The 16111-nt window shown below is 66.2% G+C and carries 14 protein-coding genes; 4 read left to right on the forward strand and 10 right to left on the reverse strand.

Going from position 1 to position 16111, the window contains the following annotated elements; all coding sequences use genetic code 11:
* Positions 1 to 26: 26 nt before the first annotated feature.
* The 5 genes from FM104_RS02345 to FM104_RS02365 all read right to left on the reverse strand — a co-directional run bounded on the left by FM104_RS02345 (position 27) and on the right by FM104_RS02365 (position 4518).
* Positions 27 to 1811 (reverse strand): peptidoglycan D,D-transpeptidase FtsI family protein, encoded by a 1785-nt coding sequence (locus FM104_RS02345; RefSeq protein ID WP_087129854.1) that lies wholly within the window; start codon positions 1809 to 1811, stop codon positions 27 to 29.
* Between the two features lie 25 nt (positions 1812 to 1836).
* Positions 1837 to 2415: a hypothetical protein gene (locus FM104_RS02350; RefSeq protein WP_087129855.1), complete on the reverse strand. Its 579-nt coding sequence runs from the start codon at positions 2413 to 2415 to the stop codon at positions 1837 to 1839.
* The gene (gene rsmH / locus FM104_RS02355; RefSeq protein ID WP_087129856.1) at positions 2412 to 3350 is read right to left on the reverse strand and encodes a 16S rRNA (cytosine(1402)-N(4))-methyltransferase RsmH; all 939 of its coding nucleotides are present in this window, start codon (positions 3348 to 3350) and stop codon (positions 2412 to 2414) included. Before rsmH ends, FM104_RS02350 begins: the two co-directional genes overlap by 4 nt.
* Before the next feature lie 97 nt (positions 3351 to 3447).
* Positions 3448 to 3879, reverse strand: a complete 432-nt coding sequence (gene mraZ / locus FM104_RS02360; protein WP_087129857.1) for a division/cell wall cluster transcriptional repressor MraZ — start codon at positions 3877 to 3879, stop codon at positions 3448 to 3450.
* Positions 3880 to 4128: 249 nt separating this feature from the next.
* Positions 4129 to 4518, reverse strand: coding sequence for a DUF3040 domain-containing protein (locus FM104_RS02365; RefSeq protein WP_087129858.1), 390 nt, complete (start codon positions 4516 to 4518; stop codon positions 4129 to 4131).
* A gap of 92 nt (positions 4519 to 4610) precedes the next feature.
* On the opposite strand from FM104_RS02365, the gene FM104_RS02370 reads away from it, so the two are divergent.
* Positions 4611 to 5690 carry a polyprenyl synthetase family protein gene (locus tag FM104_RS02370; protein WP_087129892.1) on the forward strand — a complete coding sequence of 360 codons (1080 nt, stop codon included), beginning with the start codon at positions 4611 to 4613 and terminating at the stop codon, positions 5688 to 5690.
* A 40-nt stretch (positions 5691 to 5730) separates the two neighbouring features.
* Here FM104_RS02370 and FM104_RS02375 read toward each other — a convergent pair whose 3' ends face one another.
* Entirely contained in the window at positions 5731 to 6078 is a 348-nt protein-coding gene (locus FM104_RS02375) for an Rv2175c family DNA-binding protein (protein ID WP_087129859.1), read from the reverse strand.
* Positions 6079 to 6220: 142 nt separating this feature from the next.
* Between FM104_RS02375 and FM104_RS02380 the strand changes: the two genes are divergently transcribed.
* Both FM104_RS02380 and pknB read left to right on the forward strand, forming a co-directional pair.
* Positions 6221 to 7468, forward strand: a complete 1248-nt coding sequence (locus FM104_RS02380; protein ID WP_256971477.1) for a LysM peptidoglycan-binding domain-containing protein — start codon at positions 6221 to 6223, stop codon at positions 7466 to 7468.
* Between the two features lie 82 nt (positions 7469 to 7550).
* Positions 7551 to 9491 (forward strand): Stk1 family PASTA domain-containing Ser/Thr kinase, encoded by a 1941-nt coding sequence (gene pknB, locus FM104_RS02385; RefSeq protein WP_087129860.1) that lies wholly within the window; start codon positions 7551 to 7553, stop codon positions 9489 to 9491.
* Positions 9492 to 9531: 40 nt separating this feature from the next.
* On the opposite strand, the gene FM104_RS02390 is transcribed toward pknB, so the two are convergent.
* Both FM104_RS02390 and FM104_RS02395 read right to left on the reverse strand, forming a co-directional pair.
* On the reverse strand, positions 9532 to 10869 hold the full coding sequence (locus FM104_RS02390; protein ID WP_087129861.1) for a class II 3-deoxy-7-phosphoheptulonate synthase: 1338 nt from the start codon (positions 10867 to 10869) through the stop codon (positions 9532 to 9534).
* Between the two features lie 54 nt (positions 10870 to 10923).
* Positions 10924 to 11622: a lysophospholipid acyltransferase family protein gene (locus tag FM104_RS02395; RefSeq protein WP_087129862.1), complete on the reverse strand. Its 699-nt coding sequence runs from the start codon at positions 11620 to 11622 to the stop codon at positions 10924 to 10926.
* Positions 11623 to 11731: 109 nt separating this feature from the next.
* On the opposite strand from FM104_RS02395, the gene FM104_RS02400 reads away from it, so the two are divergent.
* On the forward strand, positions 11732 to 13561 hold the full coding sequence (locus tag FM104_RS02400) for an AMP-dependent synthetase/ligase (RefSeq protein ID WP_087129863.1): 1830 nt from the start codon (positions 11732 to 11734) through the stop codon (positions 13559 to 13561).
* A 94-nt stretch (positions 13562 to 13655) separates the two neighbouring features.
* Here FM104_RS02400 and FM104_RS02405 read toward each other — a convergent pair whose 3' ends face one another.
* Positions 13656 to 14147 carry a peptide deformylase gene (locus tag FM104_RS02405; RefSeq protein WP_087129864.1) on the reverse strand — a complete coding sequence of 164 codons (492 nt, stop codon included), beginning with the start codon at positions 14145 to 14147 and terminating at the stop codon, positions 13656 to 13658.
* Entirely contained in the window at positions 14147 to 16102 is a 1956-nt protein-coding gene (locus FM104_RS16425) for a MinD/ParA family ATP-binding protein (RefSeq protein ID WP_256971478.1), read from the reverse strand. Before FM104_RS16425 ends, FM104_RS02405 begins: the two co-directional genes overlap by 1 nt.
* Positions 16103 to 16111: the final 9 nt, after the last annotated feature.

A 16111-nucleotide genomic window follows, 5' to 3' on the forward strand; every position in this document is an offset into this window, starting at 1 on the left:
CATCTCCATGCGCGGCGGATAGCCGACTAGTCGAATTTGGGAAGCAGCTCGCCCATCGGCTCGGAAGACGGTGCAACACGGTACGTCTTGAGCACCTGAGTCATAGCCTTCTGCAGCCCCGGGGCTGTTGCGGACGAACTTCTTATCTTAGTCGGCTCGTCCAAGGTGACCACTACGACGAATTGCGGGTCATCGATGGGTGCGACTCCGACGATGCTGGTGAAGTAGATGCCGCTCTTGTAGCCGCCGTGTCCATCCGGCTTCTGCGCGGTACCGGTCTTGATGCCGATCCGGTACCCGGGCACCCTGACGGTGTCGGCCAGGCCGCCCTGCACCGCGACGTTCTCCAGCATCCGCTGCACCTGCTCTGCGGTCTCCTTCTTCACGACCTGGGTGCGATCCGGTGCCTTCGGCTCGTGCACCGTTCCGTCGGCGTCTGTGCAGGACTCCACCAGTGACAGGTCGATCTTCTCGCCGTCGTTGCCCAGCGCCTGATACGCCGCAGCGAGCTGCGCCGTCGTCACGGTGTACGCCTGACCGAAAGTGGTCGTGTACAGCGTCTGGTTGTCCCAGGTCTTCGGGTCGCGCACTCCCCCGGACTCTTCGCCGAAGAACCCCACGGCAGTCTTGTCTCCGACACCGAATCTGTGCAGGTAGTCGACACGCGTCTGCGGGCTGACCTTGGTGCCGAACTTCGACAGCGCCACGTTCGATGAGTCGATCAGCGCACCGGCGAAGGTGTAGTTGTAGACCGGGTGCGGGAACGGGTCGTTGATCACAGCACCGTTGGGGAAATGCTCGCGTGAGGGAGCGACCACGTTCGTCAGCGGCGTGGCCTTGCCTGAATCGATGACGGTGGCCGCGGTAACCGCTTTGAAGGTTGAGCCGGGCTCGAAGGTCGTCGAGAAGATCTGCGATCTCCAGTACGTGGAGTCGACGGCGTTGATGTCGTTGGGGTCGAGGGCCGGATACTCTGCCGCAGCGCGGATCTTTCCGGTCTTCACCTCGACGACGGTGACCGAGCCCGCCTTCGCACCCTGGCGATGCACTTCTTCGGCGACCATCTGCTGGAGATACCAGTTCAAGTCGCTGTTGATCGTCAGAGTCACCTGCCCACCGTCGATTGCCGGCGTCGTGCGCTCACTGCCAGGAATGGTCACGCCACCATTTCCGCGCAGATACGTGGTCTCGCCATCGGTTGCCGCGAGGCACTTGTCCTGCATGCGCTCGATGCCGTACTGCGGTTCCCCGGCGCCGTTGAGGAACCCGACCGTGTTGCCCGCGACGGCACCGTTCGGGTAGACGCGAACGGAACGCGGTCGCTGGTACAGGTAGGCGACCTTCAGATCACGCATGGCGAGATACTGCGCGGTGGAGAGCCCCTTGGCGAGTTCGGCATACTGCGAGTTCTCATCCGCCGCCAGGGCTGATCGCACGATCTCGCGCACGTCATCGACGGGCATGTCGACGATATCGGCGATCTGCTCGCTTGCCTCTTCCCACGACAGCTTCGGCTTCTTCTTCGGGTCTGTTTCCTTCTCGTACTGGGCGATCAGCTGTGGATCCAGCTGCGCGTCGTAGACGAAAACGCTCGAGGCGAGCACTGTTCCGTTTGTGTCGACGATGTCGCCGCGGGCTCCGGCGACCGATTTCGTCACACCCAAGGGGCCCAGTGATTCTGCGACGTGATCGTCTGCGTGCACGACCTGGATGTCGACGAGGCGGAAGACGAAGGCGGAAAGGACGATGAGAATGACGCCGAGCGCTGCGACGGTGCGCCGCCGGGGCCCGCGTGCTGCTCGAGTTGTCATGCGACGGTCTCCATCGTGATCTGCGTCAGCGGGTGGTGGGCGACGGCAGGCCGTCGGTGACGGTGGGCGGCGGGGGCGGCGTCGCACCCGGCTGGGCGGTCGAATCCGCCGGTGTCGTCGGCTCTGCGTCTGCGACCGGTGGCGGCGTCAGCAGCGAGTTTCCGACGACGTTGGCACCATTGGGATGCACAGTCGACATCCAATCGGCGCCATCGCCGCTGCCGAGGACTTTGCCGTCGCTGATGCGCAGGTAAGACGCAGCACCCGCAACCACCAGTCCCATGGCATCCGCTCGGCTCGCCAGCGCCTGCGGTGAGCTGAGCCCGACGATCTCGTCACTGAGTGCGTGCTTCTGCAGAGTCAGCTCTTGCTGCTGGCTGTTGAGCTGGGCGAGTACGAAAGCATCCTGCGTGGATGCCAGTGAAAGCGTCATCTGGGCGATGCCGATCGCGATCGCACCCCCGACGGCGAGGGCCGCGTAGGCGATCTTCGGCCGACGCCGTGCTGCGGGTGCCGCCGTGACCGGTTGCAGCCGCCGCGAAGGAGCCGTGAACGGCGGGGCGGAATGAGGATCGGACTGGATGCCAGCTGGCTGCAGGCTCATGTTGTCTCCCTCAGTTTCTCCGCCGCACGCAGTCGCACCGGGATGGCACGGGGGTTGCGCGCGCGCTCTTCTTCACCGGCGAGTTCGGCGCCCTTGGTGAGCACCTTGAATCGCGGTGCGTGCTCGGGAAGCTCGACAGGGAGACCTGCCGGTGCCGTGGAAGCGGATGCTGCAGCGAAAGCCTGCTTCACGAGGCGATCCTCCAGCGACTGATACGCCATCACTGCGATGCGCCCGCCGACGGCCAGTGCGTCCATCGCCGAGGGAATGGCATCGGCGAGCACGCTCAGTTCCGAGTTGACTTCGATGCGCAGCGCCTGGAACACGCGCTTGGCCGGGTGTCCCGCACGCTGCACGGCCGCGGGAGTCGCCGCGATGAGCAGATCGACGAGTTCACCGGAGCGGGTGAGCGGATGCTGCGCCCGCGCCTCGATGATGAAGCGGGCGTAGCGACCGGCGAGCTTCTCCTCGCCGAAGCGCTCGAAGATGCGCCGCAGCTGGCCCTCGCTGTACTCGGCGAGGATGGTCGCGGCGGTGCGGCCCTTCGTCTGGTCCATGCGCATGTCCAGCGGCGCGTCCTTGGAGTATGCGAAGCCGCGCTCGGCGTCATCGAGCTGCAGCGAGGAGACGCCGAGGTCGAACAGGATCGCGGAGGCTCCCTGCGCGTGCAGACCGATTTCGTCATAGACGGTGTGCACGAGCGAGATGCGATCGGCAAAGGGAGCGAGTCGTTCCCCTGCGATACTGAGGGCGTCGGTGTCGCGGTCGAGTCCGATCAAGCGAATGTTCGGGAATCGCTCCAGGAAGGCCTCGGAGTGGCCGCCCATGCCAAGGGTGGCATCGACGAGCACGGCGCCGTCGTGCTGCAGTGCGGGAGCGAGCAGTTCGATGCAGCGTTCCAGGAAAACGGGGGTGTGGATGTCGCGGAGACTCATGATCTTCTTCCCGTGACCTCCGGCTCTGATTCCTCTCCGCTCGACCCGGCACCGGGGAAGTGTGTCGGGGCGGAGCGGCGAGGCATCACAGCCGTGGTCAGAACAAGCCGGGAATCACCTCCTGTTCCAAATCGGCGTAGGACTCTTCGTTGTTTTCGAGATAGGCGTTCCATGCGGCCGCGTCCCAGATCTCGGCGTGTGCGCCGACGCCGGTGATGACCAGCTCCTTCTCCAGCCCTGCATATTGACGCAGGTGCGCCGGAATGGTGATGCGGTTCTGGCTGTCGGGCATCTCGGCGCTGGCGCCCGAGAGGAACATGCGCAGGAAGTCGCGAGCCTGCTTGTTGGAGAGCGGCGCCTGACGGATGCGATCGTGCAGCTCTTCGAACTCCGTGGTGCTGAAGACGTAGAGGCAGCGCTCTTGGCCGCGGGTGACGACGATTCCGCCGGCGAGGTCCTCACGAAACTTCGCAGGAAGGATGACTCGCCCTTTGTCATCGAGCTTTGGCGTGTGCGTCCCCAACAACACCGGTCATCACCCCCTTTACGTCCGGCCAACCGAGGTGCGCACCACTTTACTCCACTTCCCCCCACTTTCCTACGATAGATCGCCACCGTTCTGCATGCTCTGCTATTACAGGTGCAAAAACCCCCGTGATCACGCTGATCACGGGGGTGGAGAAGGGTGGAGGAAAAATGCGCCTGGAATGCAAAAAAGTCCGGATGCACAGCATCCGGACTTTCAGAACCCTACGTCGGCGAGCGTCCGCTCACCAGGTCAGCGCTCTTCCTGCCGTCGATCCCATCGGTCGTTCATCCGATCCATGAAAGAGGAGTCACGAGGCTTCGGACTGTGCGGCGTGCGCTGCGTCGTCTCACCAGGCGACGTGCGGCGAACGGGAGTGAAGGCGAGCATCGCACCACCGAGCATCGCGAGGAACGCGACGACGCCGATGATGACGCTTCCGGCCGCTCCGAGATCGTCACGCGTCGCGACCGCGGCTACCAGACCACCCACACCGACGAGAATCAGCAGCGCGCCATAGACCAGGTTTCGATAGCTGAGCGAACGATCGCCAGACGGCGCAGACACCACGTCTGCATCGTGCTGGAGGAGATGGCGTTCCATCTCATCGAGCATGCGTTGCTCTTGTTCAGAAAGAGGCATGTCCAACCCCCTCGGTTCGGTTCACCCAGTCTACCCGTGTGCGCGGCACGGGGCTAGCCGCACGGTGGCAGATTCCTGCATCTAGGCTGGGAATCGTGTCATCCCCTTCGCTGACGGATGCGGTCGCCGCCCGTCTGGACCTCTTTCTCGACCGAATTCGCGCGAGCAGCGATGAATACGGGCCGGACGCCGTTCTGTTCCTCGACGCGGCAGCCGACACACTGTCCGGTGGAAAGAGATTGCGAGCGCGGTTCTGCCATGCCGGATGGCGTTCCGCTTCGCCACTGGGCGACGAGCCCGGCGACGCCCTGTGGGGGCTGTGCGCGGCACTCGAAGTATTCCAGTCCGCAGCGCTGGTGCACGACGACATCATCGACAACTCCGACACGCGCCGCGGGCGACCCGCATCGCACCGCGCACTGGAGGCCGCGCATCGCCGCGCCAGTTGGCACGGCGATGCCGAGGCTTTCGGCAGATCGGCGGCGGTACTGCTGGGCGACCTCCTCGTCGCCTGGAGCGATGACCTGCTGGAAGAGGCGCTCTTCGAGCATCCGCAGGCCCCACCCACCCGCGCCGAGTACGCCCGGATGCGACGCGACGTCACCGTCGGGCAGATGCTCGACATCGCAGAGGAGTCCGCATGGAGCGTGAGCCCACCGGCGGCGCTTCTCGAACGCGCTCTGCGCGTCGCCTCACTCAAATCCGCGCGTTACAGCATCGAGGAGCCGCTGGTGCTCGGCGCGACCCTGGCCGGGGCGGATGCTGCGCAACTCGCGGCCCTGCGCGCCTTCGGCCATCCGGTCGGGATGGCGTTCCAGCTGCGCGATGATGTGCTCGGTGTCTTCGGCGACCCGGCCGTCACCGGAAAGCCGGCCGGCGATGACCTGCGCGAGGGAAAGCGCACGGCGCTGATCGCCATCGCGCGGGAGCGGCTGGAACCCGCGATGCGGACCGAACTGGATGCCAGAATCGGCGATGCCGACCTCTCTGGATCGGCGGTCGAGTCGCTGCAGCAGCTCATCGAGGGCACCGGTGCGGTGACGACGGTCGAGGAGATGATCGCCGCCTACACCGTGCAGGCAGAGCAGGCACTGCGCACGGCGGGACTGGAACCCGCTGTCACCGCCGAGTTGCAGCAGCTGGCGGCGGCCGCGGTGTCGCGCTCGGCCTGACCGGCGCTGTTCGCAGCCGTCTGCGTGCCGATGGCGCAGATCAGGCGAGCGTGCGCGCGACGCGACGCACTTCGCTCTTGTGCCCGGCGAGGAGCGCGTCGATCGGCGCGCGTCCGAGCGACTCCTCTTCCTGCAGCATCCAGTCGATGGCCTCATCATCTGAGAAGCCCGCATCCTGAAGCACGATCACGGTGCCGCGCAGCGACGTCAGCGGTCGTCCGTCGACGATGAAGATCGCGGGCACTGCGAAGGCCCCATTGCGACGGGAGCCGATGAGGTAGCGCTCATCGAGGAGGCGGCGCACACGACCGGGTGTCTCGTCGAGGACCTCGACCAGATCAGGAATCGTCAGCCAGGCGGAGGTTTCGGAGGCATTGTCAGACACCACTCCACTATCTCACCTGCGGCCAGTCCGAACCCCATCGGGCGCCCAAATCACATTGGTCACAGCAGCAACTTCCGTTTACTTCTGTTGACTTCCATATCCAACCGTGTCAGCGTGTCTTGAGCACCAAAGGGGAACGACTGATATGAGCAATCGCACCAAGCGATCAAGAACGATGCGATTCACGACGCCGGCTGCGGTGATCGGCACTCTTGCCGCGGTTCTCACTGCAGCACCGGCAGATGCTGACGAGCGTGTGAGGGCGATGCCGGATGCAGGGCATGCGGCCACCGCGCTCTCTCCACTCACTGCAGCGCCGCTGACGCAGCGCAGCACCAGTGCGGCGCATCTTCCGAGCACCGCCCAGCCCAGCACCGCACGCCAGACGACCTACACGATCAAGCCGGGCGACACCGTATCGTCGATCGCCGCGCGGCACGGACTTCCCACCGCAGACGTACTGGCTTTGAACGGCCTCGGCTGGCGCTCGGTGATCTACCCCGGTCAGAAGCTGCGGCTCTCGGCGAAAGCGCAGCCGGCTGCGCCCAAGCCCGCGCCGAAGGCGACCGCGGCGAAGCCGGCGCCCAAGCCCGCAGCCCCCGCAGCGACGCACACCGTGGTCCGCGGCGACACCGTCTACGCGATCGCAGCGAAGTACCGCACCACCGTCGCCAGCATCATCGCCGCGAACGGCCTCGGCAGCTCCGCCATCATCTACCCCGGCCAGAAGCTCCGCGTGGGCGCGGCCTCGGCCAAGCCCGCGGCGAAACCGGCACCGCAGCACGCCCCCAAGCCTGCTCCCGCTCCCGCGGCGAAGCCGAAAGCGCACACAGTCGCGCTCGGCGACACGCTCTTCTCGATCGCGCAGCGCTACGACATCACCGTCGCTGTTCTGCTCAGTGCCAATGGGCTCGCCAGTGGCAGCATCATCTATCCGGGTCAGGCGCTGCTGCTGGCCCCGCCGGTTCTTGCCCAGCGCTCGGCCACTCTGGATACCGCACAGCGCGCGCATGCCGTGCACATCATCAACGTGGGCCGCGAACTCGGCGTGCCCGACCACGGCATCGCGATCGCCCTGGCAACGGCGATGGTGGAGTCCTCCATGCGCAACCTCGACTACGGCGACCGCGACTCGCTCGGCTTGTTCCAGCAGCGCCCCAGCCAGGGCTGGGGAACCGCAGCCCAGATTCTGGATGCTGATCGCAGCATCCGAGTCTTCTACGGCGGTCCGAAGGATCCGAACGGCGCGAACAGTCGTGGACTGCTGGACATCTCGGGCTGGCAGAGTCGCACCTTCACCGCGGCTGCGCAGGCCGTGCAGATCTCGGCCTACCCGGATCGCTACGGTCAGTGGGAGACGCAGGCGCACCAGTGGGTCGCAACACTGCGATGACACGCCAGTCGTCACCGGATCGAAACACGGCAGAGGTGCGCCGTTGCCACGGCCCGGGCTCGGTTATTCATAGACTCGTTCTGTGAGTACACCGCAGGCCGACCCCCTCATCGGGCGGCTTGTCGACGGTCGATACCGGGTGCGGGCGCGCATCGCACGGGGAGGCATGGCGACCGTCTACGTCGCCACCGACATGCGCCTGGAGCGGCGCATCGCGCTGAAGGTCATGCATGCTCACCTCAGCGATGACACGGCATTCCAGAGCCGATTCATCCAGGAGGCGCGGGCAGCAGCCCGCCTGGCCGACCCGCACGTGGTGAATGTGTTCGATCAGGGGCAGGACGGAGAACTCGCCTACCTCGTGATGGAGTACCTCCCAGGAATCACGCTGCGCGAGCTCATGCGTGAGCAGAAGCGACTCACGATCCCGCAGACCATCACGATCATGGATGCGATCCTGTCGGGGTTGGCGGCAGCGCACCGCGCGGGGATCGTGCACCGCGATGTGAAGCCGGAGAACGTGCTGCTCGCCGAGGACGGCCGCATCAAGATCGGCGACTTCGGACTCGCGCGCGCGACAACGGCGAACACGGCCACCGGTGCGCAGCTGCTGGGCACCATCGCGTACCTGGCCCCCGAGCTCGTCACCCGCGGAACGGCCGACGCGCGCAGCGATATCTACGCTCTCGGCATCATGCTCTACGAGATGCTCGTCGGCGAACAGCCGTACAAGGGCGAGCAGCCGATGCAGATCGCCTTCCAGCACGCCACCGAGCAGGTGCCGCGCCCCAGTGTGCGCAATCCGGCCGTGCCGGAGCCACTGGACGAACTCGTGCTGTGGGCGACCGAGAAGTCGCCGGACGAGCGACCGCTGGACGCGCAGGCCATGCTCGACCGGTTGCGCGAGATCGAGCGCGAGTTGGGTGTGACGCCGGTGCAGACCGCGACGACGGCTCCGATCCGCGAACACGACTCCGGCGCGGTCACCAAGATCCTTCCCGGTCTCCCCTCGACGGTGAATCCGACCCCAGAGGTCGCGGAGTCGGCAGACAACGCCACTCGACTGCGCCGCCGCACCGCGCGTCGACGCGCGCGGGGAGCGTTCCTGCTGTCACTCGTGCTCCTGCTGGCTGTCGCCGCCGGCGGTGTCGGCTGGTGGTTCGGCTCCGGCCCCGGCTCGCTCATCGCGGTCCCCCAGGTCGTCGGAATGCCCTATGCGGATGCCGCGGCATCCGTCACCGAGGAGGGCCTGGTTCCCGACCGTTCGGAACGCGCATCGGTCGATGTCGACGAGGGCGACGTGATCGAGTCCACACCGGGCGAAGGCGAACGGGTCGAGCGCGACAGCACCGTCACGCTCGTCGTGTCGTCGGGACCCGCGCTGCACTCACTGGCGAAGCTCAGCGGAAGCAGCGAGCAGGATGTGCGCGACGTTCTCACAGCGAACAAGGTCAACGTCGAGGACGACGCCGAGCTGTACTTCGCACCGCTGGACAAGGGCCTCGTCCTGAATGTGCGGATCACTCCCCGGGCCGGCGGCGATCCCTATCCCTGCGGCGAAGGCTGCGATGTCTTCGAAGACGACACGGCACTGATCCAGGTGTCACTCGGACCGCTCCCCGACGTCACCGGCAAACCGCTCGACGACGCGCTGCGGACGCTGAAAGACGCTGGCCTCAAGGTCGCCGACGACCGACCGGAGTCATGGAGCGACTCGATCGAAAAGGGCTCCGTCATCTCGCAGACCACCGAGCGCCCGGGTGGGGGCAGCTGGCGGCAGGGTGACACGGTGACCCTGACGGTCTCGAAGGGCCCTCAGCTGTTCGCCGTGCCCGACGTCGCCGATCTCACCCGAGACGAGGCCGTCGCGAAGCTCAAGGATGCCGGTTTCGCCGTGGACTTCGCGCCGTTCTGGAACGGCGTACCCAACGGGCTCACCAAAGCGCAGAGCACAGACCCCGAGCAGGGTGCGATGCGTCGCCAGGGCACCGAGATCTATATCGTCCTGAACGTCAGCGGCTGACTTCGCGTCGCATCCGCTTGCGCAGGGCGCCCGGCGAGCGTCAGCGCTTCTCGAGCTCTTCCGCAACCAGGAACGCCAACTCGAGCGACTGCATGTGGTTCAGCCGCGGGTCGCACAGACTCTCGTAGCGCGTGGCGAGCCCCGCCTCGTCGATCTGCTCCGAGCCGCCCAGGCACTCGGTGACATCGTCACCGGTGAGCTCGACATGGATGCCGCCGGGGAACGTGCCCACAGCGCGGTGCGCCTCGAAGAAGCCGCGCACCTCGTCGACGACGTCATCGAAGCGACGGGTCTTGTAGCCGGTGGGCGTGGTGATGCCGTTGCCGTGCATCGGGTCGGTCACCCAGAGCGGGCTGGCGCCGGCATCCTTCACGGCTTCGAGCAGCGGTGGCAGTGCCTCGCGAATCTTCTCCGCACCCATGCGCGTGATGAAGGTGAGGCGTCCCGGCTCGCGGTTCGGGTCGAGCTTGTCGATCAGAGCCAGTGCGGTCTCGGGCGTGGTCGTGGGTCCGAGCTTGACCCCGATGGGGTTGCGGATGCGAGAGAAGTAGTCGACGTGCGCGCCGTCGAGGTCGCGGGTGCGCTCCCCGATCCAGAGGAAGTGGGCCGAAGTGTTGTACGGCGTGTCCGTGCGGGAGTCGATGCGGGTCATCGGGCTCTCGTAGTCCATCAGCAGACCCTCGTGCCCGGTGAAGAACTCGACCCGCTTGAGCTCGTCGAAGTCCGCACCCGCCGCCTCCATGAACTTGATGGCACGGTCGATCTCAGCGGCCATCCGCTCGTAGCGCTGGTTGGCGGGGTTCTGCGCGAAGCCCTTGTTCCAGGAGTGCACCTCGCGGAGGTCGGCGAAGCCCCCCTGTGTGAACGCGCGGATGAGGTTGAGCGTGGAAGCCGCCGTGTGGTACCCCTGCAGCAGCCGACCCGGGTCGGCCTGACGCGAGCCCTCGGTGAAGTCGTAGCCGTTGACGATGTCGCCGCGGTACGCGGGCAGGGTGACGTCACCGCGCGTCTCGGTGTCACTGGAGCGGGGCTTCGCGAACTGGCCGGCCATCCGCCCCATCTTCACGATCGGCATCGACGCGCCGTAGGTCAGCACGACCGCCATCTGCAGCACCGTCTTGATGCGGTTGCGGATCTGCTCGGCCGTCGCACCGGCGAAGGTCTCCGCACAGTCGCCGCCCTGCAGCAGGAAGGCATTGCCGGATGCCGCCCGTGCGAGCCGCGCGCGCAGGTTGTCGACCTCGCCGGCGAACACCAGCGGAGGAAGCGCGGAGATCTGCGAAGAGACATCAGCCACCCGATCGGCGTCCAGCCACTGCGGCTGCTGCTTGATCGGAAGAGTGCGCCACACATCGAGGCCAGAGTGGGAGGGAAGCATTCCCCCAGCTTAGTAGGCGCGCACAGGCCGCAATCGCGCTGTGACGGGCGGCGATCAGCTTCGGCGACGCCCGCCCGCGGGAAGGCGATCCTTCACCGTGGAGGCGTAGACGTCGTCGTATTCCTGCTCGCCCAGACGCTGCAGCGCGATCATGATCTCGTCGGTCACCGCGCGCAGAATGTACCGGTCGTTCTCCATACCGGCATACCGCGAGAAGTCGAGTGGTTCGCCGATCACGATCCCGACCCGCATGATGTTCGGGACGCGCTGTCCGATCGGCATCGCGGTGTCGGTGTCGACCATGACGACGGGGATCACCGGGACCTTCGCCTCGAGCGCCATCCGCGCGATGCCGGTGCGTCCGCGATACAGCTTGCCGTCGGGGCTGCGCGTGCCCTCCGGGTAGATGCCGAGCAGATCGCCTCGGCCGAGGATCTGCAGCCCGGTGTTCAGCGACGCCTCCGAAGCCTTCCCTCCGGAGCGGTCGATGGGGATCTGTCCGGTGCCCTTCATGAACACCTTCGTCGCCCAGCCTTTGAGGCCACGGCCGGTGAAGTAGTCGCTCTTCGCGAGGAAGGACATCGGCCGATCCAGCAGCAGCGGCAGAAAGATCGAGTCGGCGAAGGAGAGGTGATTGCTCGCCAGAATGGCCGCACCGCTGGCGGGGACGTTGTCTCGTCCCACCATCCAGGGTCGGAAGATCGCCTTGACCAGCGGACCGATCGCGACATACTTCATCAGCCAATAGAACATCGAGTGGAAGTCTAGCCGTGCGGAGTCGCACGCGACCGAGTTTCACGTGCGGCGCTACCGAGTGTCATGCCCTAGGATCGTCAGATACCCGCCCACCGAAGGAGCTGCCGTGGTTCAGTTTGAAGTGCCCGCGATCGTCCCCGCTGACCCCGAAGCGAACGTCACCGACCTGCTCGCACAGCGTGTGCAGAAGACCCCCGATCTCGCCCTCTTCTCCGTCCCGGAGGGCAGCGGCTGGCGCGACATCTCCGCGAAGGACTTCGAGACCGCGGTGATCGCTCTCGCCAAGGGATTCGTCGCTGCGGGCATCCAGCCGGGCGAGAAGGTCGGCTTCCTGGCATCCACCACATACGAGTGGACCCTGATCGACTTCGCACTGTTCTACGCGGGCGCCGTCATGGTGCCGATCTACGAGACGAGCTCGCCCTCGCAGATCCAGTGGATCATGGAGGACTCCGGCGCCACCGCTCTCATCGTCGAATCTCCCGATCACTTCGCCCGCGTCGACGAGGTGCGCGGTGACCTGCCGCTGCTGCGCGAGGTGTGGCAGCTCGCGCTCGGCGCGATCGATTCCTTCACCGCGCAGGGCGCGTCGGTGGAGGATGCCGAGATCGAGCGGCGCCGCAACCTCGCCCGTGGTGAGGACATCGCAACGCTGATCTACACCTCCGGCTCCATGGGCCGACCGAAGGGATGCGTTCTCACGCACAGCAACTTCGTCGAGCTCTCGCGCAACTCGGCCAAGGCGCTGGATGCTGTGGTGTCGATGCCCGGCGCGTCGACGCTCCTGTTCATCACCACCGCCCACGTCTTCGCGCGCTTCATCTCGATCCTCGCGGTGCACTCGGGTGTTCGCACGGGCCACCAGCCCGACACGAAGAACCTGCTGCCCGCACTCGGATCCTTCAAGCCGACGTTCCTGCTCGCCGTGCCCCGGGTCTTCGAGAAGGTGTACAACTCGGCGGAGCAGAAGGCCGAAGCCGGCGGCAAGGGCAAGATCTTCCGGGCTGCTGCGGCTGTCGCCGTCGAGCACTCCCGACTCAAGGAAGAGGGACAGAAGATCCCCTTCGGGACGAAGCTCAAGTTCGCCCTGTTCGACAAGCTCGTCTACAGCAAGCTCCGTGAGGCCATGGGCGGCAATGTCGCCTACGCCGTCTCCGGCTCGGCCCCCCTCGGTGCACGTCTGGGGCACTTCTTCCACAGCCTCGGCGTGGTGATCCTCGAGGGCTACGGCCTCACCGAGACCACCGCACCGGCGACGGTCAACCTGGCCGACAAGTCGAAGATCGGCACGGTCGGTCCGGCCCTGCCCGGTGTGGGCGTGCGCCTCGGCGAGGACGACGAGATCGAAGTGCGCGGCATCAACGTCTTCAAGGAGTACTGGAACAACCCGACCGCGACCGCGGAGTCGTTCAACGACGACGGCTGGTTCCGCACCGGTGATATCGGCAGCTTCGACTCCGAGGGCTTCCTCACGATCACCGGCCGCAAGAAGGAGATCATCGTCACCGCGGGTGGCAAGAACGTGGCCCCGGCCGCTCTTGAGGACCCGATCCGCGGCAACCCGATCATCAGTCAGGTCGTCGTCGTCGGAGATCAGAAGCCGTTCATCGCGGCGCTGGTCACCCTCGACCCGGAGATGCTGCCGACGTGGCTGGCGAACAACGGTCTGGACGCCAAGATGTCCCTCGAGGAAGCGAGCCGGAACGCCGCCGTGCGCGACGAGGTCCAGCGCGCCGTCGATCGCGCCAACAAGTCCGTCTCGCGCGCCGAATCGATCCGCAAGTTCACGATCCTTCCGTCGGAGTGGACCGAGGACAGCGGCCACCTGACCCCGAAGATGTCGATCAAGCGCAACATCATCCTCAAGGACTTCGCAGGCAAGATCTCGGAGATCTACGACGAGCCGGTGCACACCACCACGACGCCGCTGGGCTGACACGCGTCGACGGGCTCACACTTCATGAGCCCGTCGGCGGACGCGGCTTCCTGAGTGCGTCTCCCGTGAGTCCGTGAGCCTGTCGAAGGGCGTCTCAGAACCAGTCGCTCTCGCGCACCTCGCGCATCGCCTGCTTGCGCACATCGCCCTCCAGGCGGCTCAGATAGACCCGCCCTTCGAGGTGGTCGGTCTCATGCTGCAGCGCCTGCGCGAGCAGCCCCTCCCCCTCCAGCACCACCGGCTGCGCGTCGAGGTCGATGCCCTCGACGCGCGCCCACGGATGCCGAGGCGTGTCGTGCCAGAGCCCCGGCACAGACAGGCATCCCTCGCCGACGAGCTCGGGTTCGCCGCGCACCTCGGTGAGCACGGGATTGATCACATAGCCGATATCGCCATCGATGTTGTAGCTGAAGGCGCGCAGCGCGAACCCGATCTGGTTCGCGGCGACGCCCGCGCGCCCGGGCAGTTCGACCGTGTCGACCAGGTCGGCGATGAGCGCGCGCACGCCCTCATCGATGTCTTCGATCGCGGTGCTGACTGTGCGCAGCACCGGGTCGCCGTAGAGACGGATCTCACGAACCGTCATCAGGCTGCCTTTGTGCGCAGGCCCTCAATGAGGGTCGCTGCGAGTTCACGGGCTGCACGACGAGTCTCCGGTCGCAGGCTGCTGAAGTCGATGGCACCGCCACCGGCGATCTGCGGATCGTATGGAATGCGCAGTACATGCTTGGCGCGAGTGGAGAAGTGCGATTCGAGTTCGCTCAGGCGCACCAGCGGTGCTCCCGGCGTCGACTGGTTCAGCACCACGATCGCGTCACGTGCGAGGCCCGCATGGCCGTTGGACTCCAGCCAGGTGATGGTCTCAGACGCCAGCCGCGCTTCATCGACGCTGAGCCCGGAGACGATCACCAGCTGGTCAGCCAGATCGAGAGTGGCTCCCATCACCGAGTGCACGATTCCCGTTCCCGAGTCCGTGAGCACCAGCGAGTAGTACTGCGCGGCCACGGTGGCGACGTCTCGGTAGTCGGCATCGCCGAAGGCCTCGGAGACCCGCGGATCGGAGTCGGATGCCAGCACGTCGAGGCGGGTCTCATCCCGGGCGACGAGCGCGGAGATATCGTGGAAACCGCGGATGTCGTGCTGCGCGCGCACCAGATCGCGCACCGACTTCGTCTGGCTGCCGACAACGCGCTCGGCGAGCGTGCCGCGGTCAGGATTCGCGTCGACGGCGATCACGCGATCGTCGCGAGCATCCGCCAGTGCCATGCCGAGAAGCGCAGTGACCGTCGTCTTGCCGACGCCGCCTTTTCGAGACAGCACCGGCACGAACCGTGCGGTGCCCGTCATCGGCGCGGCGATGCGCGTGCTCAGCGCCTTGCGCTCTCGAGCCTTGCGTCCGTCGCCGATGTTGATGAGCCCACCGGAGATCGAGTAGAGCAGATGGCTCCACGTCCCCTCCGGTTCGGGCTTGGCGAGCTTGGCCGGGTCGAGCAGACGGTCTGCGGTGAGCAGATCCGCGCTTTCGCGTCCGGCGGCGCCGTCCAGGTCATCAAGCCGCTTCGAGCTCAGTGAGAGATCGGCAGCCGGAGCAGGGCTCTCGGATGCTGCGGCGCGGGCAGCTGGCACGCGGTCGTTCGTCGCCACTGGGGTCTTCTCCTCTGCGGGTTCGATCATGCGTGATCGAGTGCTGTCCTGCTGCGGCGGGCGTGCCGGCGACATCGCCTCGCGCAACTCGGCCTTGGCCGCAGCCACCACCGATTCGAAGTCGACGACCGCCTCGCCCTTCACTGGCTGCTCGGCGGCCTGGGATTCCGACTCCGCGGAGTTCGACTCCGCAGACTTCGGCTCCGGAGAACCGGGCGCCGCAGGTGTCTTCTGCGCCGGCGCAGCGCTCTGGGAGCGACTGCTCCTGGATGAGCTCTCGGCGCTCTCAGACAATGGCTGCTTCGATGAAGTCTTGGATGCAGACGACTTCTTGGATGCAGAAGATTTCTTCGATGCGGTTTTGTCCGGTCGGTTCGCGGGTGCCGCGACCGGTGGGTCGACCGGCTCTTCCGCTTCGTCGACGACCGGCTCGACATCAATCGGCTCGAGCTTGGGCTCCGCGTCGGTGCGGGGCGCGGCCACGGCATCCGCAGCACGCGGCTCGGCAGCATCCGGCTCGGGAGCGTCAGACTCGCCGCCATCCGACTCGGCAGCATCCGACTCGACGGTGTCGTCGGAGCTGTCCGGCGCGGTCGACTTCACGGGCAGCGCTTCGGCGGGGAGCTCGATGATGATCTCCGGCGAGACCTGCTGCATCCGCGCCAGGGTGTCTTCATCGGCGACTGCGGAGGTGTCGATGATGAGGTCCGAGATGACTTCGCCGCCGACGACCTCGTCGTCGACCAGATCGTCGTCTTCGTCACCGGCGGGCATTGACACGCTCACGTGAGCGGTGCCGCCGATCAGGCCGATGCCCGTGGTGTCCGACGACGCGGTGTCATCGAGCACACCGAGAGAATCGTCCCCCTCGGGATCGACAGGTTTCTTCGACGTCACGTTCAACTC

Origin of the sequence: Microbacterium esteraromaticum (assembly GCF_900163815.1) — a bacterium.
GTDB lineage: Bacteria > Actinomycetota > Actinomycetes > Actinomycetales > Microbacteriaceae > Microbacterium > Microbacterium esteraromaticum_B.

What these genes read in the sequence shown, in the direction of transcription:
- FM104_RS02350 (WP_087129855.1), bottom strand. Translation starts at nt 2,415, where the DNA reads ATGAGCCTGCAGCCAGCTGGCATCCAGTCCGATCCTCATTCCGCCCCG.
- rsmH (WP_087129856.1), bottom strand. Translation starts at nt 3,350, where the DNA reads ATGAGTCTCCGCGACATCCACACCCCCGTTTTCCTGGAACGCTGCATC.
- FM104_RS02405 (WP_087129864.1), bottom strand. Translation starts at nt 14,147, where the DNA reads ATGACGGTTCGTGAGATCCGTCTCTACGGCGACCCGGTGCTGCGCACA.
- FM104_RS02395 (WP_087129862.1), bottom strand. Translation starts at nt 11,622, where the DNA reads ATGTTCTATTGGCTGATGAAGTATGTCGCGATCGGTCCGCTGGTCAAG.
- FM104_RS02390 (WP_087129861.1), bottom strand. Translation starts at nt 10,869, where the DNA reads ATGCTTCCCTCCCACTCTGGCCTCGATGTGTGGCGCACTCTTCCGATC.
- FM104_RS02380 (WP_256971477.1), top strand. Translation starts at nt 6,221, where the DNA reads ATGAGCAATCGCACCAAGCGATCAAGAACGATGCGATTCACGACGCCG.
- FM104_RS02345 (WP_087129854.1), bottom strand. Translation starts at nt 1,811, where the DNA reads ATGACAACTCGAGCAGCACGCGGGCCCCGGCGGCGCACCGTCGCAGCG.
- FM104_RS02365 (WP_087129858.1), bottom strand. Translation starts at nt 4,518, where the DNA reads ATGCCTCTTTCTGAACAAGAGCAACGCATGCTCGATGAGATGGAACGC.